At 55.2% G+C, this 24,773-nt stretch carries 18 protein-coding genes; 2 read left to right on the forward strand and 16 right to left on the reverse strand.

Features of this window, described 5'->3' with window-relative positions; translation table 11 throughout:
• Nucleotides 1-85: 85 nt before the first annotated feature.
• Both HRQ63_RS15545 and HRQ63_RS15550 read right to left on the reverse strand, forming a co-directional pair.
• Nucleotides 86-1,750 (reverse strand): NAD(P)H-hydrate dehydratase, encoded by a 1,665-nt coding sequence (locus HRQ63_RS15545; RefSeq protein WP_172245371.1) that lies wholly within the window; start codon nt 1,748-1,750, stop codon nt 86-88.
• A 79-nt stretch (nt 1,751-1,829) separates the two neighbouring features.
• A complete protein-coding gene (locus tag HRQ63_RS15550; RefSeq protein ID WP_172246115.1) occupies nt 1,830-2,462 on the reverse strand; it encodes an NAD(P)-dependent oxidoreductase in 633 nt (210 codons plus the stop codon).
• A 335-nt stretch (nt 2,463-2,797) separates the two neighbouring features.
• Between HRQ63_RS15550 and HRQ63_RS15555 the strand changes: the two genes are divergently transcribed.
• Nucleotides 2,798-3,727 (forward strand): hypothetical protein, encoded by a 930-nt coding sequence (locus HRQ63_RS15555; protein WP_172245373.1) that lies wholly within the window; start codon nt 2,798-2,800, stop codon nt 3,725-3,727.
• A gap of 148 nt (nt 3,728-3,875) precedes the next feature.
• Here HRQ63_RS15555 and HRQ63_RS15560 read toward each other — a convergent pair whose 3' ends face one another.
• Together HRQ63_RS15560 and HRQ63_RS15565 are read right to left on the reverse strand one after the other, a co-directional pair.
• Nucleotides 3,876-4,331: a DUF4385 domain-containing protein gene (locus HRQ63_RS15560; protein ID WP_172245374.1), complete on the reverse strand. Its 456-nt coding sequence runs from the start codon at nt 4,329-4,331 to the stop codon at nt 3,876-3,878.
• A 75-nt stretch (nt 4,332-4,406) separates the two neighbouring features.
• Nucleotides 4,407-5,471: a lactonase family protein gene (locus HRQ63_RS15565; RefSeq protein ID WP_172245376.1), complete on the reverse strand. Its 1,065-nt coding sequence runs from the start codon at nt 5,469-5,471 to the stop codon at nt 4,407-4,409.
• 280 nt (nt 5,472-5,751) lie between these two features.
• On the opposite strand from HRQ63_RS15565, the gene HRQ63_RS15570 reads away from it, so the two are divergent.
• A complete protein-coding gene (locus HRQ63_RS15570; RefSeq protein WP_172245378.1) occupies nt 5,752-6,681 on the forward strand; it encodes an ArsR/SmtB family transcription factor in 930 nt (309 codons plus the stop codon).
• A 102-nt stretch (nt 6,682-6,783) separates the two neighbouring features.
• On the opposite strand, the gene HRQ63_RS15575 is transcribed toward HRQ63_RS15570, so the two are convergent.
• From HRQ63_RS15575 to HRQ63_RS15630, 12 genes are all read right to left on the reverse strand, one after another.
• The gene (locus HRQ63_RS15575; protein WP_172245380.1) at nt 6,784-7,011 is read right to left on the reverse strand and encodes a hypothetical protein; all 228 of its coding nucleotides are present in this window, start codon (nt 7,009-7,011) and stop codon (nt 6,784-6,786) included.
• 126 nt (nt 7,012-7,137) lie between these two features.
• Entirely contained in the window at nt 7,138-8,574 is a 1,437-nt protein-coding gene (locus tag HRQ63_RS15580) for a DUF4179 domain-containing protein (protein ID WP_172245382.1), read from the reverse strand.
• Between the two features lie 27 nt (nt 8,575-8,601).
• Nucleotides 8,602-9,120 (reverse strand): RNA polymerase sigma factor, encoded by a 519-nt coding sequence (locus HRQ63_RS15585; RefSeq protein ID WP_172245384.1) that lies wholly within the window; start codon nt 9,118-9,120, stop codon nt 8,602-8,604.
• 260 nt (nt 9,121-9,380) lie between these two features.
• A complete protein-coding gene (locus tag HRQ63_RS15590; RefSeq protein ID WP_172245386.1) occupies nt 9,381-10,721 on the reverse strand; it encodes a DUF4179 domain-containing protein in 1,341 nt (446 codons plus the stop codon).
• Nucleotides 10,722-10,806: 85 nt separating this feature from the next.
• A complete protein-coding gene (locus tag HRQ63_RS15595) occupies nt 10,807-12,270 on the reverse strand; it encodes a hypothetical protein (protein WP_172245388.1) in 1,464 nt (487 codons plus the stop codon).
• Nucleotides 12,271-12,313: 43 nt separating this feature from the next.
• On the reverse strand, nt 12,314-12,823 hold the full coding sequence (locus HRQ63_RS15600) for a sigma-70 family RNA polymerase sigma factor (protein ID WP_229714219.1): 510 nt from the start codon (nt 12,821-12,823) through the stop codon (nt 12,314-12,316).
• Between the two features lie 265 nt (nt 12,824-13,088).
• The gene (locus HRQ63_RS15605) at nt 13,089-14,504 is read right to left on the reverse strand and encodes a hypothetical protein (protein ID WP_172245390.1); all 1,416 of its coding nucleotides are present in this window, start codon (nt 14,502-14,504) and stop codon (nt 13,089-13,091) included.
• A gap of 16 nt (nt 14,505-14,520) precedes the next feature.
• Complete coding sequence (locus tag HRQ63_RS15610) at nt 14,521-15,054, reverse strand: sigma-70 family RNA polymerase sigma factor (RefSeq protein ID WP_229714220.1); 534 nt, start codon at nt 15,052-15,054, stop codon at nt 14,521-14,523.
• Nucleotides 15,055-15,226: 172 nt separating this feature from the next.
• On the reverse strand, nt 15,227-18,220 hold the full coding sequence (gene pgmB, locus HRQ63_RS15615; protein WP_172245392.1) for a beta-phosphoglucomutase: 2,994 nt from the start codon (nt 18,218-18,220) through the stop codon (nt 15,227-15,229).
• Between the two features lie 114 nt (nt 18,221-18,334).
• Nucleotides 18,335-21,787, reverse strand: a complete 3,453-nt coding sequence (locus tag HRQ63_RS15620; protein ID WP_172245394.1) for a DUF5704 domain-containing protein — start codon at nt 21,785-21,787, stop codon at nt 18,335-18,337.
• Nucleotides 21,787-22,998 (reverse strand): S-layer homology domain-containing protein, encoded by a 1,212-nt coding sequence (locus HRQ63_RS15625; RefSeq protein ID WP_229714221.1) that lies wholly within the window; start codon nt 22,996-22,998, stop codon nt 21,787-21,789. Before HRQ63_RS15625 ends, HRQ63_RS15620 begins: the two co-directional genes overlap by 1 nt.
• 536 nt (nt 22,999-23,534) lie before the next feature.
• Nucleotides 23,535-24,767, reverse strand: a complete 1,233-nt coding sequence (locus HRQ63_RS15630) for a hypothetical protein (protein WP_172245396.1) — start codon at nt 24,765-24,767, stop codon at nt 23,535-23,537.
• Nucleotides 24,768-24,773: the final 6 nt, after the last annotated feature.

Genomic DNA, 24,773 nt, shown 5'->3' on the forward strand with positions numbered 1-24,773 from the left:
CAAATAAAAAGACAGTCCGAGCCGTACCTGCGGCTCGGACTGTCTTTTTTGCATAAGCGCTTTGAAGCCGGCGCTCGCTTATCGTCTACAAAGAATCAATAACGTCTCCTGCCAACAGAGACGCCGGATGCTCGCGCCGTTCGGCAGCATGCTCTCCCGCTCTGCCGTGCAGGTAGACGCCGAAAGCCGCCGCTTGGATCGGAGTCAGCTTCTGCGCGATCAGTCCGGAGATCACGCCGGTCAGCACGTCGCCCGTCCCGCCGGTGGACATGCCGGGATGGCCTGTCGTATTGATGAACGCTACGCCGTCAGGCGAAGCCACGACGGTTCGCGCTCCTTTAAGAACGAGCGTCACGTTATGCAGCTTCGCGTACTTGCGCGCCGCTTCGATTCGGTCTTTTTGCAGATCGGCCGTCGGCATGCCGAGCAGACGCCCCATTTCGCCGGGATGCGGGGTCAGGACGACATTGTCCCGGCGTCCCCAATCCGCGATGAAATCGCCGGCGTCCGCCAGCATGTTCAACCCGTCGGCGTCGATGACGAGCGGGACATCGGACTCCGTCCACAGCCTTTTCAACCATTCCGTATCGCCGTCGAAGCGTCCCAGCCCCGGCCCTACGGCCAACACGCCCAGCTTTTCGGCCAGCTTCAGCACCGTATCCGCCGAGTCGCGAGTCCAGGCATCTCCCGCGGTCGCTTCGGCAACCATGAGTTCGGGCACGTGGCCGACAACGCTCGGAAGCAGCGCTGCCGGAAGCGCCCAGGTCACGAGACCCGTGCCGATCCGAAGCGCCGCGCGCGAAGACATGAGCCCCGCTCCGCTCATCAAGCGGCTGCCGCCGACGATCAGGGCATGGCCGTAGGTGCCTTTATGGCTGTCTTCTTCGCGGTTGCGCGAGGTATCGATGTTCAATACGCCGCGCAGCGATTGTTCCGTGATCAGGTAGGTGTTCGGTGAATCTTCGATTCGCGACGCTGCCAGCTGCGGAATTCCGACTGCCCGCACGCGCACTTCGCCGGCCGCTTTCGCTCCCGGATACTGCGCCAGACCCGTTTTCAAAAAAGCAATGCAGACGGTTCGCTCGGCACGGATACAGGCTTCCGCCGTCTGACCGGTCTTTGCGTCCAAACCGCTCGGAATATCGGCCGCAATGGTCGGAAGACCGCTATCGTTGGCCGCTTGAATCAAGCTCGCATACGGCTCGCGCGGTTCCCCGCTTGTCCCGATTCCGAGCAAGGCGTCGACAAGGCCCGTGTACGAAGCAAAATCGATATTCGATACCTCGCCGGAATCGGGCACCGTTTGCACGGGGATGCTTGAACGGCGGACGGATTCCAGCTGCGCGGCGGCTTCCTCGGAAAAGCGTTCCGGATTTTCCGCGCACAACACGGACACCTGCACTCCCGCATCCTGCAAGTAACGAGCCGCGACCAGACCGTCGCCGCCGTTGTTGCCTTTTCCCGCCAAGATCAGCCAATGCTCGCGTTCTGCCCCTTCGAACGGAGCAATCAGCGGATCGTTCAGCACGGGGGACGCAGAGGTGACGCCGCGCTTCGCAGAACCGTCAGGCCGCGTCCCCGCTCCCCGATTGCCTGTAACGGGCAAATCGCGGCGCTGTCGGATCAAGTCCAATACTTCTTCGGCGATGGCTCGCCCGGCGGATTCCATCAGGGAAAGCGACGGAATCCCCAATTCTTCGATCGTATAGCGATCTATGCTTTTCATTTGCTTCGGCGTTACGATGAGCATGGTTGTCACGTTCTCCTTCCGGAATTGCCGAATTCAGTCAAGGCTTGGCAAGCATGGGACATTCGGTTCGATCATGCGATCAATAAGCCACCGTGAAGCGCGAGCGGATAAAGTTCGGATCGTCCAGTTCATCGATCACCGCTGCGGCAAAATCTTCGATGCTGATCCGGCTGTGTCCTTCGTCGTCGGTAACCAGCATCGACATGCCGACGCGGAAATTGCCTGTGCGCTTGCCGGGTTCGATCCAGGCAGCCGGGCTGACATAGGTCCATTCCAACTCGCTTTCGGCAAAAATCTCATACGCTTCGGCATGGGCTTGCGCCAGCGGAAGCAGCTCCTCCCGATAGTCCGGCGCATCCATGACGCGAACGCCGGGAGCCGTCAGCAGCGTTCCCGATCCGCCTGCCACAATGACGCGCCCGACGCCTGCCGCATGCGCGCCTTCCAAAATCAAACGTGCCGCTTCCGACAATAAAGGACCTTCGCCCGGCTCTGTTCCGAAAGCACTCAAGATCGCTTCGCAGCCGGCCGCCGCCGAAGCGATCGCGCCGGGTGCAAGCAGGTCTCCCTCACGTACGTGCAAAGCTGCGTGTTCCTCTTGAAGCAGGGCCGGGTTTTGCATCAGCACCGTCACCTCGCATTTTCGGTACAAAGCCTCTTTTACCAAGCGGCGGCCGATCGGCCCGTCCGCGCCCAATACTAATATTTTCATCATTTCCAATTCCATTGTCGATTCCGTCCTTTCGCTAGCTGCTTGCGCAGTCCTATATTAACCCATCGGGTCCTCTTGATTCCTATACCCGTTTCCGGAGAATAATTTGCTTGCCCCGCGAAGCGAATTTTACGCGCACCGAACCTTTTTGTCCATGCAACGTTGCAGCGAAGAACCCGAATCCGCCATAACGCTTCGCTTCGCGCTGCGGAATTGCGAATAATAAGCTTTGCGCATTGAGCAAATTCGAACCTTTGAAGCTTGAAGCCGCCCCGGGCTTGTGTAATAGTGGGTAAGACAGGTTTATGCGATGCGCGAGAGGAAGGCGAATCAGAATGGAAACGGTGATCTGGCTGGCTTCGGCCGCCTTTGCGATATGGATTTACGAGCAGGCCCGGCGCGCGTTGGAACGGCGGGCGACAAACCGCGAGCGGAGGCTGCGCTCGGCGCTGGAAGCGTTGGGTTCGGCAGCCGCGCTGTTGGATGAAGCGTCGGACGCCCGGTTCGCTTCTCCCGCTCCGGGATGGGAATCGCGGCTCCGCGAGCGGCTGCTGCTGTGCCAAGGCATGCAGGGCTTTGCATCCGAGTTGGACGGTCAATTGGCCCTCTATCTGCACGGCGAAGAAAGCGATCGCCTGCCTCTGCTGCATGCGGCGCTGCATCGCGAGCTGGAACGGACCCGCCACGAGCTGGCCGTGCTGCTCGAACAGGAAGAGCGGCCGTCCTGGGGCGGCGGATTCGTGCGCCTGCTCAAGCCCGCGCTCGTGCCCGCGCTGCTGGCCGCGGCCGGAGCGGCCGGCTGGCAGTTCGCCCGGGAGCCGGAGCTTGACGGCTCTCCTTGGCTGCCGCTGCTCCGCCTGGCTTCCTGGCTGCTGGCGGCTTTGCTTGCGGCACGGCTGCTGGAGCCGGGCTATCGGGCCGAACGGCCCGTCTTGCGGCGCGTCGTGCCGCTGCTGGCAGCCACTCCGGCGCTGCTGAACCCGGCGCTGGGGCCGGAAGCCGCGCCGTGGTTGCTCGCCGCGCAGCTGCTGCTCGCGGCGGCCGGGTTCGCCGCGCTGCGCCCCGTCGCCTCCAAGCGGCGGGAGCGCCCTTATGCCGGGCACTCTCCGCAGCTTCGCCCGGCTCCGGCGCAGCCGAAAGCCGTCCCGGGGCCCAGTGCCGGGACCGAACTGACCGCCGTGCCTCCGGGGCCTCGCGGCGCCCGCCCGGAAGCCTCGCCTTCCGGCGGCAATGCCGATCGGAAGGCGGCGCTGTCTTCGCGCTGATTGCCGGACGCGACCGAAGATTCCCGTCGGGCCGGCCAGTCACGTTTCTTGAACGAACGCAAAAAAGCCCGCGCCGAAAAGGCCGTTCCGATACCCGCAATTCGGTATCGGAACGGCCTTTTGACGCGCCGGCTCCGCTCTCGCTTCTCTAATCCGTTTCGTATTTGGCTTTATGCTCGTCTTTCATGCGGAGATAATCCTCGTCGGTTTTCGCCTTTTCCCAAATTTCTTTGAAAATGGCGGCCGATTCCGCTTTCTGCGGATCGCCTTTGCGGATGGACAGCGTGCCGTTTTCCGCGTATTTTCGACCGCCTTTGTAGTTGGTATACCTCCGCGCGCGCGTGTAGCCCATCTGCAAAAACTTCCGCGCCATGTCCATGCCGACGAAGTCGTTTTTTTCTTTGTAATCCAAAAACATCGCGTAAATCTTTTCCGACGACTCCCGCGCGATATCCGGCGTTTTGAAACGCCAATGCGGCAGAATCTCTCCTTTGTAAGGCTGAACGAGCAATACGCCCTGTTCGCCTTTCCCGACCCGGTACAATTCCGGCTTTTCTCTCAGGTCCAGATTTTCGTAATCCAAATCGTAATCGAATGCCTTCATCGCTTCCGCCTCCTTGACGACAGGGCCGGCCGCCGACCCTTTTATCGCTTTCGTCTGTCCGTCTGTCGTTCGTCCTCAGGATTCCTGAATTTCGGGAACGGGGCATACGCAAACCGGACGGTTGAAGTCCAGCGAAAATCCCGTCGGCGTCAGGCTTCCGTCTTTTTCGCCGATCGCAAACGAAACGATATTCCCGCTATCCTGGTTGGCCGCCAGCAAATATCGACCCGCGATCGCGAAATGGCGCGGAACGCGCCCGCCCGAAGGCACGCGTTCGACCGGCGTCAAGCGTCCGTTTTCGAGATCGACGGCAAAAATCGAGATGCTGTCGTCGCCCCGATTCGAAACGTACACACGGCGTCCGCACGGCGACACGGCCGCGTGGGCGGCCGTATTGGCCGGATCGGCCGCCTGTTCTTCAGATAGCAGCGGCACGCGCTGAGCTCCCAGAAGCCGCCCGCTCGGCACGTCGTATTCCAACATCGTCACCGTGTTGTCGAGTTCGCCGGAGACGTAAGCCCATCTGCCGCTCGGATGGAACGCCAGCGTTCTCGGACCGGTTCCGGGCGGCAGCTCCGTGTCGTCCTGCTTGAAAAGCTGCTCGTCTTCCAGCGTGTACTTCACGATGCGATCGGTTCCCAAATCGGGCGCGAACAGGAATCTTCCGTCCGGCGACGCGACGAACGAATGCGGGTGCGCCCCTTCCTGACGATCCGGATTCGGTCCCGATCCGGTATGCCGCACGCGGCTGGATTGCTCCAGGTCGCCGTGATCCCGGACCGACATCGCCACGACGCAGCCTCCGTAGTTGGCCGCGAGCAGCGTTTTCCCGTTAGGCGTCGCTTCGACGTAGCACGGCGAAGAACCCTCCGATACCTTGCGGTCGCGCAAATGCAATTCGCCGTTTTCCGGATCGATCACATAGGAGAAAAGCTCGCCGTGCTCTTTTTCGCTGGCCGCGTACAGATTTTGCCGGTTCGGGCTTACGGTGAGATAGGACGGGTTTTCGATGCCGCTTATGCCGGAAACGCGGCGCATCTCCCCGGTGTTCGTATCCAGCACGCAATGAAAAATTCCCTCTTCTTCTTCGGAAGCATAGGTACCTACATAAAAATGCATGTCCTGTCGAAATGGCGTCATCGGTTTATTCTCCTTTATTTGAAGCCCGTTCGGGTAAACGGACCGTTTATATTACGTTTGCTCATTTATTAACGAGAACCTTTCTTTCTGAAACGAGCCTGCCGAAATTCGTCCGCATTCGACAGTCGAATCTGCCCAAGTTTGCCGAATTCGACGTTTTTCGAAACCGCCGGGCAGGATCATGCCTGCAATCCGTGCTTTTGCGCGCTTTGCATTATATACTGGTAGGAAGAAGATAAGTTATCGAACAGTTGAAAAACATTGCCATTTGGAGGAAGCCATGGAACTCGATATTACCGAACAATCGCTGCCCGTGTATGAAGCGCTCGCCAGCAAAGTCCGCCTCAATCTGCTGTCGCTGCTCGCCGAGCGGCCGATGAACGTACGCGAGCTGGCCGAAGCTTCGAATCTGAGCAGCGCCATTATGACGATGCATGTACGAAAACTGGAGAACGCGGGGCTGATTCGCACGGAACGCATGGCGGGCCGGGGCGGAGCGCGCAAAGTCTGCTCGTTGGCCGAAGATCGCATCGAGATCATTCTGCCGAAGGCCGGAAGCGATCGTCGATCCGTCCATCCGGTCAATGTTCCGATCGGCCATTTTACGGATTGGGAAGTGCACCCGACCTGCGGACTGGCGACGACGGAGAAAATGATCGGCCAGTTCGACGATCCGCGATTTTTCCTGTCGCCGGAGCGGGTGAATGCTTCCATTCTATGGTTCGGGCAAGGGTTTGTCGAATACCGCGCGCCGAACTTCCTGCTATCCAGCCAAACGCCCGAAGAACTGGAAATTTCGATGGAAATCTCGTCCGAAGCGCCGGGCATCGACGAGGAATGGCCGTCCGATATCACGTTTCATTTGAACGGCGTCGAGCTGGGCACCTGGACGAGCCCCGGCGATTACGGCAAACGGCGCGGCAACCTGACGCCGGCCTGGTGGCCGAACGACATCAATCAATACGGGCTGTTGAAAAGACTCAAGATCAACCGCGGCGGTACCTTTATGGACGGCACTCCGCTGTCTTCCGTCACGCTCGATCAAATCTCGCCTTCGAGCAAGGAATGGAAACTTCGGATCGGCGTGCGCAGCGAAGCCCAGCACGTCGGCGGCGTGACGCTGTTCGGCAGCGGCTTCGGCAATTACAATCAGGATATTTTGTTCCGGCTCTATTACCGGGATGCGGTCAAGCCCGAATCGCAAGGCTGAACGCTTCTGCTTCGCGATCCCTATCCCGCTTTGAGGCCCTGTCCCGTATTGCGAACAGGGCAGGTCATGCCGAATCAAACGCAAAAAAACGAGCTTTCGGCGTCAGTCTTCATACGCCGAAAGCTCGTTTTGCAATGCCGCCAGTTCGGTTTTCGCTTGTTCGAATTGCGCTCTGAGTTCCGGTAAACGTTCTTCCGGCACGTTTTGCGAAGCTTCGATCTCGGCCAGAAGCCGCCCCGCCCGGTCGTTCAGTTCGCCGATCCGGTATTCCAGATGCGCGATGTCCGAGGAAGCCCCCGCCTGCGCGCCGTCTCGCTGCGAATAGGTCATGAACACGCCTCCCGCTTGTTGGTTTTTCCCACTATATCCCGCCCTTTTGCGAAAAGCAAGCCGACCTATTGCGAAAAGCCGTTTTTCCTCGAAGGAAAAACGGCTTTTCGCTCAGCACTCGTTGTTTTAACGCAGCAGTTCGAGTTCCGCCTGTTCTTTGTTCGTGTTCCAATAATTCGAAATCGTAAACGTGATCGGTTGAACGACATCTTTTTCTTCTATGCGGTACGTGCTTTTATCGATTAATCGGCCTTGTACCTGCTCAGTCGTTCCGCTAACGGCGTACGGCAGCGAATAAGTGCGGCCTTCCGCATCGACGACGGTATCCTCGAAGCTGATCTGAGAGGCATCGCGATGGTTTTCTTCGCTGTACTCGCCCATATCCTGCTCGAACGTAAAGGCTCTTTCTTTCGGATCCGCAGATACGCTCAAAGTAGAATCGCCGCCTTGCAAAATGCGGCCTTTTTCCGTATCCACGACCAGTTTGAGCTGTTCGGGATCAAGCGCCGCGATGCCTTCGGCGGAGAGCACGATCGAATCCGCGTCCAGGCTGTTCAGAACGGCCGAGAAAATCAGCGTGCGCTGTCCGTTTTCCGACTGATCGTTCTGCTGGAATGCAGGGCTTTCGCTGCTCTTTTCCGAGCTCACCTTCAGATTCGGGGAATTCAAACTAAACACATGCTTGGTATTCGTGTCCGCGTAGGCATAATCCACGTAAGTGCCGAGCGGAGAAAGCATGACTCGCTGTATCTCGATCCGTTGACCGTCGATCGTCAGCTCCCGTCCGACTTCTACCGTTCGCGTATCGTCGAGCAAATCCTGCGCATCGAGTTCGAACGGAATATCGAAGCTGATCTCTTCCGCTTTTGGATCGCCGAATTCCCCGGCGTACGCTTCGGCATGGAAGACCGCTTGATCGGGATCATCTATGCCGGAAGCCAGCTTGTTTTCGATAAACAAATATTTGCTTCCGCCGGGAGGCAGGACTTCGCCGTTACTCAAAGACCAAGATACGGCTTGAACATTGTCGAAGCTGACCAGGGGATTAGTCAAGCGAACGACCCGGTCGCTGTCGTTGCGCAGCTCGGCGACCACGTACATTTTGCGTTTGTCCAGAGCCGCTCCTTTCAATGTCAGCGTGTACCCGTCTTTTTCCTGCTTTTCGCCTATCGCCTTCATGTGTCCTCTGTTAATCGCATTAAAAAACTTGGTTTCCATGCCGACGGAGCGATAATCGTCGATCGACAGGTAGCCGGAATCTTCGTCCGAAGTTTCCGGCTGCCCCGCGGCGGCGGGATCCGACTGAACTCCCGCAGTCACGGCGCTCGGCGCAGGAGAGCTTTCGCCGCCCGGCAGCAGCGACGCCGACAGTGCGATGACGACCGCGGCAGCGGCGGCGAGAGTTCCCGTTCCGTAGGCTGTTCGGCGCCGCGAAGCGCGCTTTTTCCCTTTTCCGATTCCTTGTCTTACGGCATCGCTTAGTTCCGTGCCGCCGATATGCCGCGATTCGCGTTCCGATTGTTCGGCGTCGCGCAGCAGCTTTTGTTCTTCATGATGGGTCATGCCGATCTCCTCCCCTTGTTCGCAGCGTCATAAAAATCCCTTCAGCTGCTTCAGTCCTTCACGCAGCCATGTTTTAATCGTGCCTTCCGGCTTTCCCAGAATGTCGGCGATCTGCGCCGAGGTCATGCCGTGATAATATTTGAGCATAACCGGATGCCGGTATTTGCTTTTCATTTTGCCGAAAGCCCGCTCCAGATCGATCCGGTCATGGCTCTGCATTTCTCCCGTCACGGCCCGCTCTTCGAATTCTGCCGTTGGGAACGACCTTTTTCTCCGCCTCAATTCGTCCATGCAGCAGTTGATCACGATCCGGATCAGCCAACTTTCGAACACGTCGGGATTTTTCAATTTTTTCCGCTTGATCCAAGCCCGGCATGTCGCTTCCTGTACGGCTTCCAACGAATCCGATTCGCTGCGCAGATAGCTGTAAGCGATCGAATACAGCTTGCGCTGCCTTTCGGCAACCTGCGCGAAAAACATCTCTTCCTGCACGTGTGATGACCGTTCTTTGTTTTCCGACTCGGTGTGCCCCGCCGTTTTCTCCATGTTCCCCCTCCTGTCCAGGCCGCTGCAGCGGCCTTCGCCGATCCTCCGGGTCAAACTTCCGACGAAAAGCCACCTTCGCCGCGAGCATTCCGCCCGGTATCAGCCTTTTGCAAAATCTGATGTCTATAAGACGTGCCAGCCGTCCAAAACGATTGATTTATTTTAGGGAGTGTTCGAAAAGTCCGGAAAACGGCATAAAAAAAGACCGTCTTGGACACGACGGTCGGATTTCCGGAAAAACGGTTTTGCAAAGTGTTTATTTATTTCAATACGATATCCTGAGAGTCTCCGATCAGGTTCGGATAGGCTTCGATACCCAGCGTCAGCGGCTGCGGATAATCGCCTTTTTTAAAGTACAAGACGGCTGCGCCTTCGTCGCTGCCGCCGTAGGAATACGAGTGGCCGTAACCCGAACCGTCCGGCGCTTGCGTTTGTTCGTGCTGCTTGCCGGAAGCATCCGCGAATCCGAACGACAAGGAAAGCAGCGAAGTCAGTTCTTGCGGATCTTCGTAATTTTTCGGATCCACCCGGTACTTCAGCGTCAGCTTCGACACGTCTTTCGATGCGTCTTCTACGGTAACCTCAATCCCCGGAATCGCGGACGAAATCACTTTGTTTTTCTTGGTATCCACAACCAGCTTCAGCTCGTCTTTGCCCAACGCTTCGATGCCGTCGGCATGGAACACGATGCCGTCGGGATCGGTCAGCAGCGACTCGTTCGGGAATTGGAAAATGTAATCCGATCCGTCGCGGTAAGACGTGCCCAACTGCGGACGGGACGTTTGCTCGACGCCGTTTTTGCTCAACGTCAAGCCGGCTCGGGTCAAACGGAAAATTTCTTTGCTGTTGCTCTCGTCCGCGGTCAGCTTCACGTAACTCCGAAGCGGCGTAACATAGGCTTCGGTCACCGTCAGACGCTGACCGTCGACCGTAAGCGTTTGACCGGTCGCCAAGCGGCTTTCATGCCGAGCAAAGCGGGTCGGATCGCTTTGCACGTCGAGCTTGAGCGTCGTCAGCAGCTTGCTGTCGGGATCGTAGCCCGGATTCAGCGTGCGGCTGTAGACCGGGGCGGTCACGCTGAACGTTCCGACGGGACTGTCCGAAGCTTTCAATCGGAACGAAGCGTACCCGTAAACGGTACCGTCGACCACGACCGAATGGGCAAGCCCCTGCGAATCGATCAAGTCCCGATCGCCGTTTTTGATCGAAAATCGGCTAAGTCCCGCTTCGGAAGCTTTTTCGCCGGTTAGCGTGTAAAGCAGCGTAAGGCTTTGGCTGTCGCGCACGACGCCTTTTACGTTGAACGTATAACCGGCTCCGCTTACGGAATCGTCCAGCGCTTCCACATAGCCTTGATCCAACGCCGCGATGACGATCGAATCTTTTACCGAAAAGACATCGTTGCCGTCGACCGCTTCGCGGAAGACCTCGAAAGCTCCCCAATCCGCGGCCGACGCGTTCTTGTCCGACACGGCTTCGGCCGAAGCCGCATGCGTCGGAGCAGCCAACGGACCCGACAGCGCGAACAGCATGCCGGAGGCCAGAACGGCCGCCGTACCGACTTTCGCCAAACGTTTCGTGCTTTGAAGTCTTTTTCTCATTTAAACCCTCCTCTGGATAATAAAAGAATTCAATCGCAATATTGACGGAGCAAACGCGCAAACGGATTTAAAAAGGCGGATTTTTTTATTTCAAACGAATTTCCGCATATTCCGAAATTTCTTTCGGATAAGACATGATCTTGAACGTCAGCGGCTGCGGATAATCGCCCGACGCGTACTGGTACGTCGACGTGGTCGATTTGCTGTTCGGCAAAATCTGATTGATCGATCTTCCGCTTCCGGCTCCGAATGTCTCAAGCGGGTGCTTCACCCCGTCCGCATCGGTAAAGGTCTCCCACAGGAACATCGTCGACGGAGGATCGTTGCCCTCAAAATATTTGCTCGCATCGATCGGATAGCCGAATTGCACCACTTCCGTTCCGTCCGCTCCCGGATTGACGTTCACCGTCATTTTTTCGTCGGGCGCCTGCAGCACTTTTGCCGTCTCCGTGTTCGCGATCAGCTGCTGTTCTTCGCGATCCAACGCTTCGATCCCGTCTATGCTAAACGCGACGGAATCCGGATTTTTCGGCAGCGGCGTGCGGTTGAAGGTGAAAATAAAGCGCGACGAATCTTCCGTCAGCATCTCGATTACGCCTACGCCGAGACCGCCTGCGGATTCGACCGTTTCACCGTCCTTCGTTACCGTCAGCTTGGCCCCGATCAAGCGCGAAATGCTTTTGTCGTTGCCTTCGTCGGGAACCAGCACAATATACCCGCTTTTCGGAGTGATCAGCGCCTGCTCCACATGCAAGACCTGCCCCGCTACCGTCAGCGTCTGCCCGGCGGCAAGGTTTTCTTCGAACACGCCGGAGCTGCCCGGATCGACTTTTACTTCGGCCTCCAATACCGTCAGTTGCTCGCTGCCTTTGTCATAACCGGGATTTCGCGTACGCGTGTATACGGGCGCCTCCAGCTTGAAGGCTTCCAGATCCGCTCCGGCCGAAGCATCCAGATCGAATCGCGCATACCCGTACAGACTGCCGTTCACGAAAAAGTCTTGGCGGTCTTCCTGACTGCCGATCTGCTTGCCGGAAGCATCCGTCAGCTTGCCCAAACTGATCGCGGTCGAACGCACATCCTCTCCGCTGATCTCGTAAAGCAGCGATAATTTCCGGCTGTCCCGCACCGCTCCGTACAATTGCAGCGTATAATCGTCTCCTTCGACCGTTACGTCGAGCGGCTCCACTTCGCCTTTATCCAACGCGCTTTTCAAAATAGGATCGTTGGACGCGCTGGCACGGAACGCTTCGTATTCGCCCCATTCTCCGGTCGGCTGCGGCGCCTCTTCCACGATCGGCGCCGGAACGATGGCCGCGCGCGTCAGATAGTCTCCGCCGCCCGCCGCGATAAATATGCCGGTCGCCAGCGCCAAACCTGCCGCTCCCGCTCCTCCGTACTGATAAACGCGTCTTCTGGACGATGCCTGCCCGCGCTTTACGCCGCCGCGAATCGCTCGCATCAATGCCGCATCGTCTACGGACGCTTGGTCGCGGCTATCATCCATGGCTTCTTCTTCAAAAAGCTGCCGAATCCGATGGTCTTTCATCTTCGTTTCCTCCTTTTCGCTCGTGAAATCCGGTCCGTCTGTCCTATACGAGCTCCCGCATTTGCTTGAGTGCCTTATGCAGCCAGGTCTTGACCGTCCCATCCGGCTTGTTCAGCACCCGCGCAATCTCGGTCAACGTCATATCGTGATAATATTTCAGGATCACGACATGGCGATGCTTCGCGCTCAGTTTGGCCAATGCCCGTTCCAGATCGACCCGATTCGAACTGACCATCTCGGCTCCCCGATCTTCTCCGGCCTTGTCCGACACGATTACCCGCTTGCGTTTCCTCAGTTCGTCCATGCAGCAGTTGATCAAAATGCGAATCATCCACGGTAAAAACAATGCGTCGTCCTTGAGCGATTTGCGCTTGATCCATGCTTTGCAAGACGCTTCCTGAATCGCTTCGAGCGCATCTGCCTCATTGTGCAAATAACTGAAAGCGATCCCGTATAACTTCCGTCGATGCTCGGCTATTTTGCCGATAAAAAACTCTTCGCTGTCAGCGACTGCGCGCGCGCCTTCCTGCTTCGCTTCTATCGGTGCGTCCACCTGCAACCCCTCCTTTTACAACCCTTTCAACTCTTAATCGGAGGATTACGTTCGAATGAAAGGCGCACGCTTCAGGTGCGTTTCATTCGGGCGTAACCTTACCTTTAGCGTTGACAAGGTGCTGCCACGCGTGTTTCTTTTTTTAATCGATTATGTATCATAGACGGCGTTTAGGCCGCGAACGGTTTTCGAATTCGAAAAAATAAACAAAAAACCGCGAAGGCCGATGAGGACTCCACGGTTTGATCGAATGACGGACGGCGGATCATTTTAACAACACTTCCTGCTCGTCGCGAATGCCTCCCGGGTACATGCTGATCGTAAAGGTCAACGGCTGCGGATAGTCTTGATCGGGAATGTAAAACGTATCGCTCGCAGACTCGCTGTCTCCTTTTCCCGTTTGCATTGCTCCTTCTGACGATACCATCTCGTGTTCCTTGCCGTCGCCGTCCGTAAATACGGCATTGAGCCTCATAGAGCCGAGTCGTCCGAATTCGTCTTCATGAACCGGATAGTGAACGGCAACCTGCCTGGTGTTTGCTTTGGCTTTGGTTACCTGCAAGGCAAAGCCGTCTTCCGGTGCTTGAAGCACGCTTTCTTCCTCCGTGTTCAACACCAGATTAAGCTGCTCCTTCGACAACGATTGGATACCTGTCACACCGAACAATAGAGCGTCGGGATTGACGATTCCGATTTGGTTTACAAAACTCATCTCCCAACCCTGCCGCCCTTCGATAAGGGAAGGAACGCTCGGCTCTTGAAGCTTGAAAGTCTGTTCGTCTTGCTCAAGAGTCAAAGTCGGCTCAATGAGATCAAACAGCTTATCCGTATTGTCCGGGTCTTCGGATACGTTCAAATACACGGAAATCGGAGTAAGCAGCACCCGATGGACTTGTATAATCTGGCCGGACACGATCAGCTGCTTGGGTTGGTCGTAAACGATTTCTTGTTCTTGCGACGAAGTCGACGGGAGGCGTAACGGAACGACGAACGTTCCGAGCCGTTTTCCTTGGTCGGGAGACCGCAGAGATAAAGCATCTACCTTCAAATTGAAAGTCTCCGCCCTGTTTTCGGCTTCTCCGCTGAAAAACAATGTCGCGTAACCGTATGTGGCTCCTTCTCCGGTATTGAAGTACGTCCGATGAACCCAATTCTTGGTCGTCGTTTCTTTTCCGTAAAAGGCATCCAGCAGCTTCGGCGTATCCCACTCTGCCGCTTCTCCCTCCGGCGACTTCAACTTGTACAACAACGTCACGCTGCGGCTATCCCGAATCATGCCCTCGATCTTCAAGTTCATGCCGTTCTCTTCGACCGACACCGCATCCGCCGGTTCGATGAACCCTTGCTTCCAAGCACTGCTTAGTCTGTCGTTGCCGTTCAGTAATTTAAGAAAAGGCTCCCACTTGTCAGCTTCCGGAAGAAATGACGAGTGATGCGTGCCGCTGTGGCCGAAAACGCCTTGCAGCGGCCCTGAATCCGCGAACAGCAAGGCCCCTGCCGCAATCGCCGCCGCAACTCCGCCGTAAATCATGCCTTTCCTGCGCGGCTTCCCATTCTCCGCACGCCGCATCCCCTTGCGAATCGCCGCGCTGCGCTCCGCTGCCGAAGGCATGGTTGACAGATGACGAAGAGTCTCGGCGTCCTGCCGGATTCTTTTTTCCAAGTGATCATTCATCTGCATTCGCTTCCTCTCCCTTCTAGCGATGACGTTCCAGCTTTGTCCGCATCTGCTTTAACGCGCGATATAATCGACTCTTCACCGTACTCTCCGGTTTGCCCAGAATCTCTGCGATTTCCGCCAGCGTCATATCGTGGTAGAAGCGCAGAATCAAGACGTGCTGATACTTTTGCGGCAGATTGCTCAGCACATGTTCCAAATCCGACTGATCCGAGCTTTGCATCTGCGCCATTCCCGGTGCGCTCCCGCGCTCCCCGATCTGTTCGACCGGAATCACCCGCTTGCGCCGCCTTAGCTCATCCATGCAGCAGTTAATCAGAATACGGATCAACCACGAGTCGAATAATTGGTCGTTTTTCAGCGATCCGCGCTTCGCCCAAGACCGGTACGACGCTTCTTGCAGCATCTCCAGCGCATCCGCTTCACTGCGCAGATAACTGTAGGCGATACTGTACAGCTTCCCGCTTTGTCTGTCGATTCGCTCGAAAAACCGTTCTTCCTCTCCGTGACGAACCCGCTGCTCCGCCTCTTCCGTTTTCAACGTCCCGGCCACCTCATTCCCCCCTCTTGTCACTTTGCACCGCTATGACGGATTGTTCCCCGTGGAAAGTTTCATTTGTCGGAAAAAAGAAAAAAAGCCGCGCGCGTTCCTTTTCAGGATACGACGCACGGCCGGTTATGGAACAGCGTTGCTTATTTAATCGGGATTATCATTGCGATCAACGTTAGCCTTTTAACTCCCGCTTCGGAAATTCTTCCATCCATTCCCGCAGCAGCGCCGGAGTCAGATCAGCGGGGGTTGCGACATGATGATCGGCATCCGGCAGCGTCTCCTCGGTCCCGATACCGACCGCCGGCATGCCCGCGCGATGAATCGCGAGCACGCCGGCTTCCGCGTCTTCGATTCCGATGCAGCGCAGCGGATGCACGCCGAGTCCTTCAGCCGCGTTCAGGAAAATTTCCGCGTCCGGCTTTTGCAGCGCTACTGCTCCGGCATCGGCCACGTAATCGAACAAGTCGGTTACGCCGAGGCGATCGAGCACCGTCGGAGCGTTGCGGCTGGCGGAAGCCAAAGCGACGAGGATACCGTCCCGGCGCAGCGCCTTCAGCAGCTTGCGCACGCCCGGCAGAAGCGCGTCCGGCGTCAACGTCTCCAGCAGCTCTTTGTAGCGTTCGTTTTTTTGATCGGCCAACTTGACCAGTTCGTCTTGCGAAAACTCGCGGTCGCCGTTTTTGAGGATCAGCTTCAGCGAAGCCATCCGGTCGACGCCTTTGAGCTTCTCGTTGTATTCGCGGTCGAACGGAATGTTCAGCTCGTCGGCCAACTCTTTCCACGCCTGATAGTGCAGCTCGGCCGTGTCCGTGATGACTCCGTCAAGGTCGAACAACACGCCGCCCAAAATCCGGTTCGGCAAGGTGAGTTCTTCCTCAAGTTCCGCTTCGACGCCGAAATGCTCGATTTTGACCGGGTCGCCTTCCAGCACGCGATAAGTGGTCGAATCGGCAGAAATGTTGATATGCAGACGCCGTCCTTTCCATTTGAGCGAAAAGGCGTAACGTTCCCATTGATCCGGGATGACCGGACGGAAGCTCAGCTTGTCCTCGTCCTGTTTCATGCCCGCAAAGCCGTTCAGGATCGCCAAGCGACTCCCTGCCATAGCCGCGGCGTGGATGCCGTCCTTCACGTTGCCGTGCGTATCGTCCAGATCGAGCCGCGCCGTTTCCATAAAGAACTCGTACGCCTGATCCAGATAACCCAGCTCCGACGCGACCATGGAATGCACGCAGGCGGACAGCGAAGAGTCGTGAGTCGTCAATCCTTCATAGTAAATGTAGGCACGAGCTTTTTCCGCACGGGTGAATCGATCGGGATGCAAGTGGAACGCGAGCACCAGATCGGCCTGCTTCAATACCTGATGGCGGTAAATGTCCATCGGGTGATAATGCAGCAGCAGCGGATATTTGTCTTTCGGCGTATCGGCAAAGTTCCATGGGGCTTTATGCAAGAACGTGTCATCTTGGCCGATCATGCCCTGCTCGCGGTAAATGAACATTTCCTCGGCCATTTTGCGCCAAGATCCGATCTCGGCATCGCTCACCTGAAGCCGGTCGCACAATTCCTCGCAGCGTCCTTCGTGCATGTCCTTCATTTCTTCCATCAGCTTCACGGTATATTCGAATTGATCCTGGACCATGACGTTGGTGTAGGCATTGTTGTTCACCAGCGCCGTGTACTCGTCCGGTCCGGTCACGCCGTTGATGCAAAATCCTCTTCCGGGGATAAAGCTTCCGTAATCGGCGAAAAAGCGGCTCGTTTCGATCAGGATTTCCAGACCGTCACCGTACTTGTAGTCCGGGTCGTCGACGGCTTCATTGTAAATCTTGATCGCATGCGCGATATCGGCATTGATATGGATCTGCGCCGTCCCTGCCGGGAAATACGCCGACGTCTCTTTGCCGCTAATCGTCCGCCAAGGGAACAACGCGCCTTTGAAATTGAGCTTTGCCGCCCATTCGCGTGCTTCGGGCAGGATGTAATGACGGTAATCGAGCAGCTTGCGCGCAATCTCCGGCTCGGTGTACAGGAAGAACGGCAGCACGTACATCTCCGTATCCCAGAAATAGTGTCCTTCATAGCCTTCGCCGGTCAGTCCTTTTGCCGCCATATTGGTACGACCGTCGCGACCTACGGATTGGAACATATGGTAAGCGCTGAAACGAAGCCCCTGCTGGAGCGCTTCGTCGCCTTCTATCGCAATGTCCGCGGACATCCAGAACTCGTCAAGAATGCCTTCCTGAACAATGGCATAGCTCTCGTAACCGCGTTCCCAGGCTTCATCCAACTGACGAATGCCTTCTTTCCACAGATCGCCGATATTCGGTTCCTCCGAAGCATGGTAGACGACGTATTTCTCCAACGTGAATTGTTCTCCGGCTTGAGCAGAAACGGTAAACCGCTTTTCCACTCTGCCGCTCGACGAATCGGTCTCCAGCTCGTAATCGCCGCCCGAAAATTTATGCTCGGCCGCGCAGGTCACGTGAAATCCGGTTACCCGGGTACGCTGCGCGATGCCCATATACGTTTTGTTTTCGCGCATCTCCAACGTCGTCAGCACGGGACCCGAGAACGAAGAACCGGAACGCGGATCGCCCGAAGACGACTGATTCACGACGTTGCCGTCGATCTCCGATTCGAAACGGATTTTCCCGTCGAAATTCATCGGCTTGACCGTGCAGCGCAAAAGCAGCAGGTGCGGATCATCGAGCGAAGCCATGCGTTCGAAAGTGATTTCCACTTCCCGGCCTTCAAGCGAGCGCCACTGGATCGTTCGGGTGACCGTGCCTTTTCGCATATCGAGTTGACGCCAGTATGCGAACAAAGTGCCTTGGAACATATGCACAGGTTCGTCTTCCAACCAAATCCGGATGATCTGCGCGTCTGCGACATTCAGCATCGTCTCGCGGTCATGGGCGGAACCGTAGGTCTCTTCCCCGTAAACGATCGGCGCCGATTCATAGAAGCCGTTAATATAGGTTCCGCGCAAGGAGGTCCCTAACGGTCCGTAATAGCCTTCCTCGAAATTGGCACGCATGCCGATGTATCCGTTCGCCACCGCGAAGATGGTTTCGTCGCGCAAATTCTGGTCGGTATCCAATGTATGCTCGGTTATTGTCCATGGTTCATACGCATAGATTGGTCCGGCGGATGAATGCTTCATGTATGTTCCTCCCATTCCTATCGTGATCTCCTCTGCAACACATCTCAACTTATTACCCACCTGGCTTCGGGTAAGTAACTTTATTGCAGGGAAAAGGGAAAGAGAAATTAAAATTCAATGATTGACCTCGGCCTGAAAATCATCTTTGTATGACTTGTCCGCATTGAAAAAGACAATATCGCCGTCTTTTAGCGCAAACGTGTTTTTCCATGAATCTTGCACGCTAAGCTTAAACCCTTCCAGCGACCACTGATTCATGAGCGGGGCGTTGATATACTGCAAATGCGGCGCGTTCAGGTTGCCCTCGCGGATGCTCTCGATGTTAAAATTCAAGATGATATAGCCGTCCCGCAGGAAGACCGGATCGCGCTTCGTCAGACCGCCGTGCGTCCGTCCGTATTCGGCCAGGTTGGTTCCTTTGACTACGACATACGGATCGCCTGGTAGGCTGTAATGCCCATACCACTTTTGTACCGCCGCATTGGCACGCGCAAAATCGACCGAACCGGGGAGGTTGGCCTTGGGTCCGATCAGCGTGCGGATTTGCTCCGGCAGCAGCAGGAGATCAAAACCGCCAATCGGCGTTTTTTCTTTGGTGAAGCGGCGGATGTAGTCGGCGATAAACATGTCGCGACTGACGCCGTTCATTTCCGCAAACGTGTAGTAGTTGTCGTACTTATATCTGGCAGTATCGGTCAATTCCTCCTCGGGTACGTTGCGCAGGCGGTCGTTTAGAATGATGTAGCGCTCTTCCGTGTCTTCCGGCGATCCGACCTTGATGAACGTTCGGTGGTCGTCGTTGTAGTACAGATCGACAGGCGTTTGGGTCTTGCCGTCTGTGCTGACGAACGTGAAGCTTGGCGTAATTCGGATGCCGTCGGTTTTGCCGAACATATTGCCTTTGGTCTTCAAGTCGAACTTGATGTGGTAGCCGGTTTTCACCGTGATGTTTTTCATCCCTTCGAGCGGGTTGCTGCCCGGCAGAATCGGTAGGGTGAACGGCGGTGCGTTTCCGCGCGCGGCTCCGTCGATCCCTTGCAGTCCGGTCCAGTAGGTGTTGCCGGTGTAGACGGCGCTGCCTTCTTGGGTGCGGAAAACCATCTCCCAATTGTAATCGGCGATATCCGTGATGTGGAAATCGTATAAACGGCCGATCACTTCAACGTCGACGGTGTCGCTTGCACCGTGGTGGATGAGATCGAAGTTTGCATCTTGTTGGGTTGGTTGAACATCCGGTGCGTTTTCGGCGGTATTGCGGAAGGTGACGGTGTAGTCGCCTTCGTCGACCCAGACGGGAAGGAAGAATTCGGTCGTGATCTGAGAGATCGGGATATTGATCCAGGTGCCTTTCGGGTAGAACGTTGTTCGATCAGCGGAATATGTATCGAACGGGAAAGAAACTTCTTTGCTTCGGAAATACTTCGCGTAGTCGCGATTGCCGTACCCCGGGTAGTTTTGATGCTGCCCGCTGGTTGGCATTGTGATTGTAAATGGCCGATCCAAGATGAACGCTTGACGACTGTAGTTCGGCGTCGTTTTTTGGTTGTGCGCGGCATCATCGGATGTGGACGAATAGTTCACGACCGGGGTGTGCACCGTAACCGGGTTGATGCCCGGGATTGGATACGTGTCGCCGTCTTCGGCGTCGTAGTTGTCGCTCAGCCCGGCGTACGTGACGGTACCCATACTTGGAGCCGCCATTCGGTTGGTTTTCGTCATGGGGATCATATGGTCGGGACTGTATAGCACGTTTCGGCTGATCATGGTTCCGTTTGGTATTTTGCTCGGGACGGGTGTTTGGACTTCGGCTTCTTGGTCACTCATAATCGTTTGACCGTTGAAGACGACTTTATCGTTTTTACCTTTGACTTGTCCGATTTTTTCTTCAACGTAGCCTTGGGCGAGATCAATGTCGTTGCTTGGTGAAGGTTTGGACGTTCCGCCGTCTCTTTCAATTACACCCGGTGCGACAAACGCCGCCGGTTTATCCGGAGCGGTGTATTCGCCGTTTTTCTCTAATGTGAGTGTTGGCGGTACATATCCGTTTGGATAAATGGTGATGGTTTCGCCTTCAAACGCGTAGTTTTTGAGTTCCGCGCTATCGATCTGGTAAATTCCCAGTTTTTCAACGGTCCAATACGTGAAGTATCGTTCGGTATGAATCGGATAAATTACCTGGGCATCTTCTTGCTGCGGATTGGGTATTCGTGTCGGTACAGGCGGTGTTGCCGGGTTTGGTTGGCCGGGGTCCCATTTCAGCACGTAGAGCTGCGTGACATCGACCTCATAAATGCAGGTTACTTTGTGTTCTTGGAACTTATATTGGTTCAAATAATTTTTGGTTAAGACATTGCCGTACAGACTCTCCGATGTCGGAATGCCTTGCAGCACATCAAAGATTTCGCGGTCCCGCTGGTCAGCTTTGATTACGGCACTTGGGTTGGGTTTCATCCCTTCGGCGTCCCCTTCGATCGTCCGTCCTTCTCGGACGTTACAAAAGCCGATTGATTCGCCCGTTTCCGGCTCCCCTTTTTCGGTGTAGACCCAATACGAATCCGGATATTGATACGTGAAGGATTTCATTTGGAATTTGTACGCCGCGTAGTAGAACACCATGGCCTGCGCATTATCACCTTTCGTACCGTACTTCACCATGGGTGCCGTATCGCTATCCCGCAGATAATATTTATTCCGTGTGGGCCCATGTTTTTGTGTAAACTGTATTGTTGCGTAATCGAGACTTCGGGTTGGTGTGTTTTCGTTGCCATCAGGTTCAACACCGATTATAATGCTCTCAATTTCTGTAGAACTGTCATTTGTACCGGTTATAGGTAAGTTTCCCGTATCTATGTCTACATCATTATTGACGACTACATTCGTCCCATTTGGTGTGTTCGGGTTTTGTTGTCGAATCGTATCAGCAGTATTGTCAATATAGGATGTTGGGATTTGGACATCTTTACCATTAAGTTCGCCAAAATAATTTTTTGTTCTTGGGTATTTGATTGTTAATCGAACTTCTTTGTACGGGTATTCCCGGTATTTGAAATTGTAGGGCCTCCCATTATTTACTGTTGTGATGTCTTCAACTGTGATTTCTCCATCTGTATCTTTGTAGGCATACCATTTACCGTTATCACCGGCTTGCCATAGCGGATCGGTAATGCCGCGTGACCAGGCGAACCATGATCCTGCTGATCCGTTTTCTTTGGATAGAACGGGTAAGGCTTTCCCCTTAAAGGTTTCGCTTCCGGTATAACTTTGCGCATTAACGTTTACGGTTTTGACTTCTTCGGTTCCGCGATAAAACACAATTTTTTGTATTTTGTTGTTGGCCCCCGCATTTTCACTGATGTTAATGGTACTTGCGGTTTTGACTTTTCCGAATGTCACCGAATTTAGATTGGTTAGGGGTTTGACGCCCGATTCTGCCGTATAGGTGATCTTTTTCTTTTGTACGGCGGCTTCTAGTTCGCCTTGATTCGGAAAAAAAACACTCAGCACGCTGCCCGCAAGGAGCAGTGTGCTGAGTCCGACAATCGTTAAGCGTCGCCGGATTTTATTCATTAGCGTGTACCACGCAGACGAATGAGGTCTTGTTCAAAGAACAGCGATCCGCCAGCTGGGATTTGCAGTTTGATCGAAATGTCACTGGTTTGAACCCATCCGGATTTCGGGATGATTACAGCAGGCATATCACCTGGGTCTTTGCTAAAGATTTTCGCTGATTTATTGAGTTTGCCCGCATAAAAAGCATTGATGTTTGGTGAGCCGAATCCAGATACTTCGGTTTTCACTCCGACATAAGATGGGTTGTATTTTTTGATGTCTTTGTTGAATACGGATTTACCTTTGAAATAGAGTACATAACTGTTTGTATTACCTTTCACGGGATTGTCCATGATGGTGTTGTTATCCCATTTCAGCGTATTCACATTGCCCAGCAGCGCGCGGTTCGGGTCGCTTGGGTCGGCGAGGTCGATCGCGATCAGAGCGTCCAGCTTGCCTTGATACAGGCCGTCTTTCGACGTAATCGTCATGTTTTTTTCGTTCCACATTTCCTCGATCGACGACTTGCCTTTGTTTTTCCAATCCGAATCCGGAGTGACGAACATTTCCGGCATCACCGTGAAGATGTTCGTGCCGTGCCAGAGGATTTCCGCAGCGCCGGTTGCGTACAGGTCGGTATCGAGTTCGGTACCCGTGTTGACGCTCAGGATGCGCTCGATGATCACGACCGATTGCGCACGCGTCGTGAGGCCTTGCGGGGCAAGCTGCCCTTTACCGACACCTTGGATCAGGCCGGACTTGGTGGCGAGGTACATCCATTTGTCGTTCTCGGATGTTTTCTCGCCGATTGCGCGGGCCGCGACGCGGGCCATCTCTTCGCGCGTCATGGTTTTGTTCCAGCCGGAATCGTTATTCGCGAAGTCACTCGATGCGTACAGACCGGCTTTCGTTGCGGCGTTGACGTATTGCACGTACCATTTGCCGCTTGCAGGCGTCGTCTCCAGCTTCATCGCCGCCACGACCATCTTAACGAACTCGGCGCGGCTTACGCTTGTATCCGGCTTGAACGTCCCATTCGTATATCCGTCAACATATCCCTTCGCTACGGCCTTCTGTACGGCGCTGTACGCCCAATGACTCGACTTCACGTCCGAAAACTGCGTGCCTGCCGCTTTGACCGTAGATGCGGCTCCGCTTCCCCAAACGGCTCCCACCAATACCATCGATGCTGCTGTAGCTTTGATCCATTTGCTCCAAACCTTGTTCACTTCATTCTCCCCCTTCGTTCTTTTGCATTTCACATATATGAATCCAGGCCCATCCCGCCCGGACGTACTCTTCCATTGTCGCTTGGTTGCATGAATTGGGAAAGTCCCATTTTTTGTTTTCAAAGAACAGGTAATTCATCGCAAGCAAATCCTGATCGTCCATTTGCGCACAAAAAAGCGGACGGCCCCCTTCCATGAATGGAAAGAAGACGTCCGCGTGCTTCGCGTAAGCGTCGGTTTATTTACGATAACCCCACTTTATTTCAGAGTCAGAGGAAATGCAAGAGAAATTCATACTCTATTACGCAAAAATCTCATAAAAAGAGAGTCTGCGCCGAAGCGAAGACTCCAAGTCAGGGTTGTGTTGAAAGGGCTTACAACTGCATTATAATCGCCCGTTTGCTTTTTGTGAATCCCTAATTTTTCAAAATAGAGAAGAAGTTTTTCGAATTCGTAGAGATCTGAATCGAAATGTAAGCAAATCCGTATTTTTCATTCCTTTTATCCGTCCTTTTGCAGCTTCGGATCTGATGGGATTACCGCGAACCTGTCGCGTCGGCGGACAATTGCACCGAGGACGCTTCTTTCAGGATTTTCTGCATCATCGGCACGTAAACATCCCAGTAAAAAGCATCTTCGCTGCCGGGCGCATCAAAGGTAAACCAGCTTTTGAACGCCGGCCAGCCCGCGTATCTTCGCCAAAACGGATATTCGTCGTGGTCCGCGTAATCGCCGGCGAAATAATAGCTTACCTGCGCGGCGGAAGGAGCAGCCGTGGAACCGAAAGACAACTCGGAAGCATCGACGGTTCCTTCGCGCCGGATCACGGCCGGGAAGCTTTCCCTAACGCCGTGCTCGGCGAGCAACGCGCGGCCGTTGCCGGTCAATTGAAGATCGTAGTTCGCCAAAACTTCGCTGTCGGCAGAAGCCGTGACGATATCGAACCAATAATTGTAACGGTTCTCGGGACGGATTCCGAAGCGCTCCCGGCCGGCTTCGGTAAAGGAAATGCGTGCCCCTCCTTCGGTTTCTTGGCCTTCGCGCAGCACGAACAGATCGCCGTCGTCCTGCACGAACAGGAAACCGGCTCCTTCGTAATTCCATTCCCTGCCCGTGATTTCCCGGTAACGGTCCGGCACCCAAGCCGGAACCTCGACGCCTTGCGTCAAATCCGGAAAATAACGCGCCGTCCAGCCGGTCCATTTCATGCCGAACAAGGCGCTGGCGCGATCGCGAACGGGATCAAGCGTGGGGGCCGCGACAGAGTTAAACTCCGCGATCAGCATGGTGCCGCGCGCGGCAGCCGCTTCCAGCACATTGACGTCCACCGTTTTCATGCCGCCCTCCTGCGAATCGGGCGTTTGGCCGCCCGCGTTGGCAGGAACGCCCGCTTCCGCGTCGGTATCGTCCGCATTCTGGGCTTCGGCCAGGCCGTAAGTGTCCGCGACGTAAATCAGCTGCGTGTCCGCCGGCATCTCCGCCAGCGTTCGCTCCGCATGCCGCAGGCCGTTTTCGGGAGGATAATTACCGTAATAATCGCGATCGTATAAATATTTTTCGCCTCCGGGCATTCGGTATTTCTGTTGATTCAATGTCCAGAATAATCCTTTATGCTCCCGGTAACTTTCGTCCGTTACGGTTTTATCCAACACGGCAACGGACAAAGTCTTGGCGGGACGAACTTCCCAAATGATCCACGGCAGAAGCAGGAGCAGCATCAATGCCGCAAGACCGGCCCAAAATCGGGGGAACGGTTTCTTTTTTTTCAATTCCGG

This window comes from Saccharibacillus endophyticus, from assembly GCF_013185185.1.
GTDB lineage: Bacteria > Bacillota > Bacilli > Paenibacillales > Paenibacillaceae > Saccharibacillus > Saccharibacillus endophyticus.

Coding starts and splice junctions, on each gene's coding strand:
- HRQ63_RS15565 (WP_172245376.1), bottom strand. CDS start 5,471: ATGACGCCATTTCGACAGGACATGCATTTTTATGTAGGTACCTATGCT.
- HRQ63_RS15560 (WP_172245374.1), bottom strand. CDS start 4,331: ATGAAGGCATTCGATTACGATTTGGATTACGAAAATCTGGACCTGAGA.
- pgmB (WP_172245392.1), bottom strand. CDS start 18,220: ATGAAGCATTCATCCGCCGGACCAATCTATGCGTATGAACCATGGACA.
- HRQ63_RS15595 (WP_172245388.1), bottom strand. CDS start 12,270: ATGAAAGACCATCGGATTCGGCAGCTTTTTGAAGAAGAAGCCATGGAT.
- HRQ63_RS15545 (WP_172245371.1), bottom strand. CDS start 1,750: ATGCTCATCGTAACGCCGAAGCAAATGAAAAGCATAGATCGCTATACG.
- HRQ63_RS15620 (WP_172245394.1), bottom strand. CDS start 21,787: ATGAATAAAATCCGGCGACGCTTAACGATTGTCGGACTCAGCACACTG.
- HRQ63_RS15555 (WP_172245373.1), top strand. CDS start 2,798: ATGGAAACGGTGATCTGGCTGGCTTCGGCCGCCTTTGCGATATGGATT.
- HRQ63_RS15550 (WP_172246115.1), bottom strand. CDS start 2,462: ATGAAAATATTAGTATTGGGCGCGGACGGGCCGATCGGCCGCCGCTTG.
- HRQ63_RS15585 (WP_172245384.1), bottom strand. CDS start 9,120: ATGGAGAAAACGGCGGGGCACACCGAGTCGGAAAACAAAGAACGGTCA.
- HRQ63_RS15575 (WP_172245380.1), bottom strand. CDS start 7,011: ATGACCTATTCGCAGCGAGACGGCGCGCAGGCGGGGGCTTCCTCGGAC.
- HRQ63_RS15590 (WP_172245386.1), bottom strand. CDS start 10,721: ATGAGAAAAAGACTTCAAAGCACGAAACGTTTGGCGAAAGTCGGTACG.
- HRQ63_RS15580 (WP_172245382.1), bottom strand. CDS start 8,574: ATGACCCATCATGAAGAACAAAAGCTGCTGCGCGACGCCGAACAATCG.
- HRQ63_RS15605 (WP_172245390.1), bottom strand. CDS start 14,504: ATGCAGATGAATGATCACTTGGAAAAAAGAATCCGGCAGGACGCCGAG.
- HRQ63_RS15570 (WP_172245378.1), top strand. CDS start 5,752: ATGGAACTCGATATTACCGAACAATCGCTGCCCGTGTATGAAGCGCTC.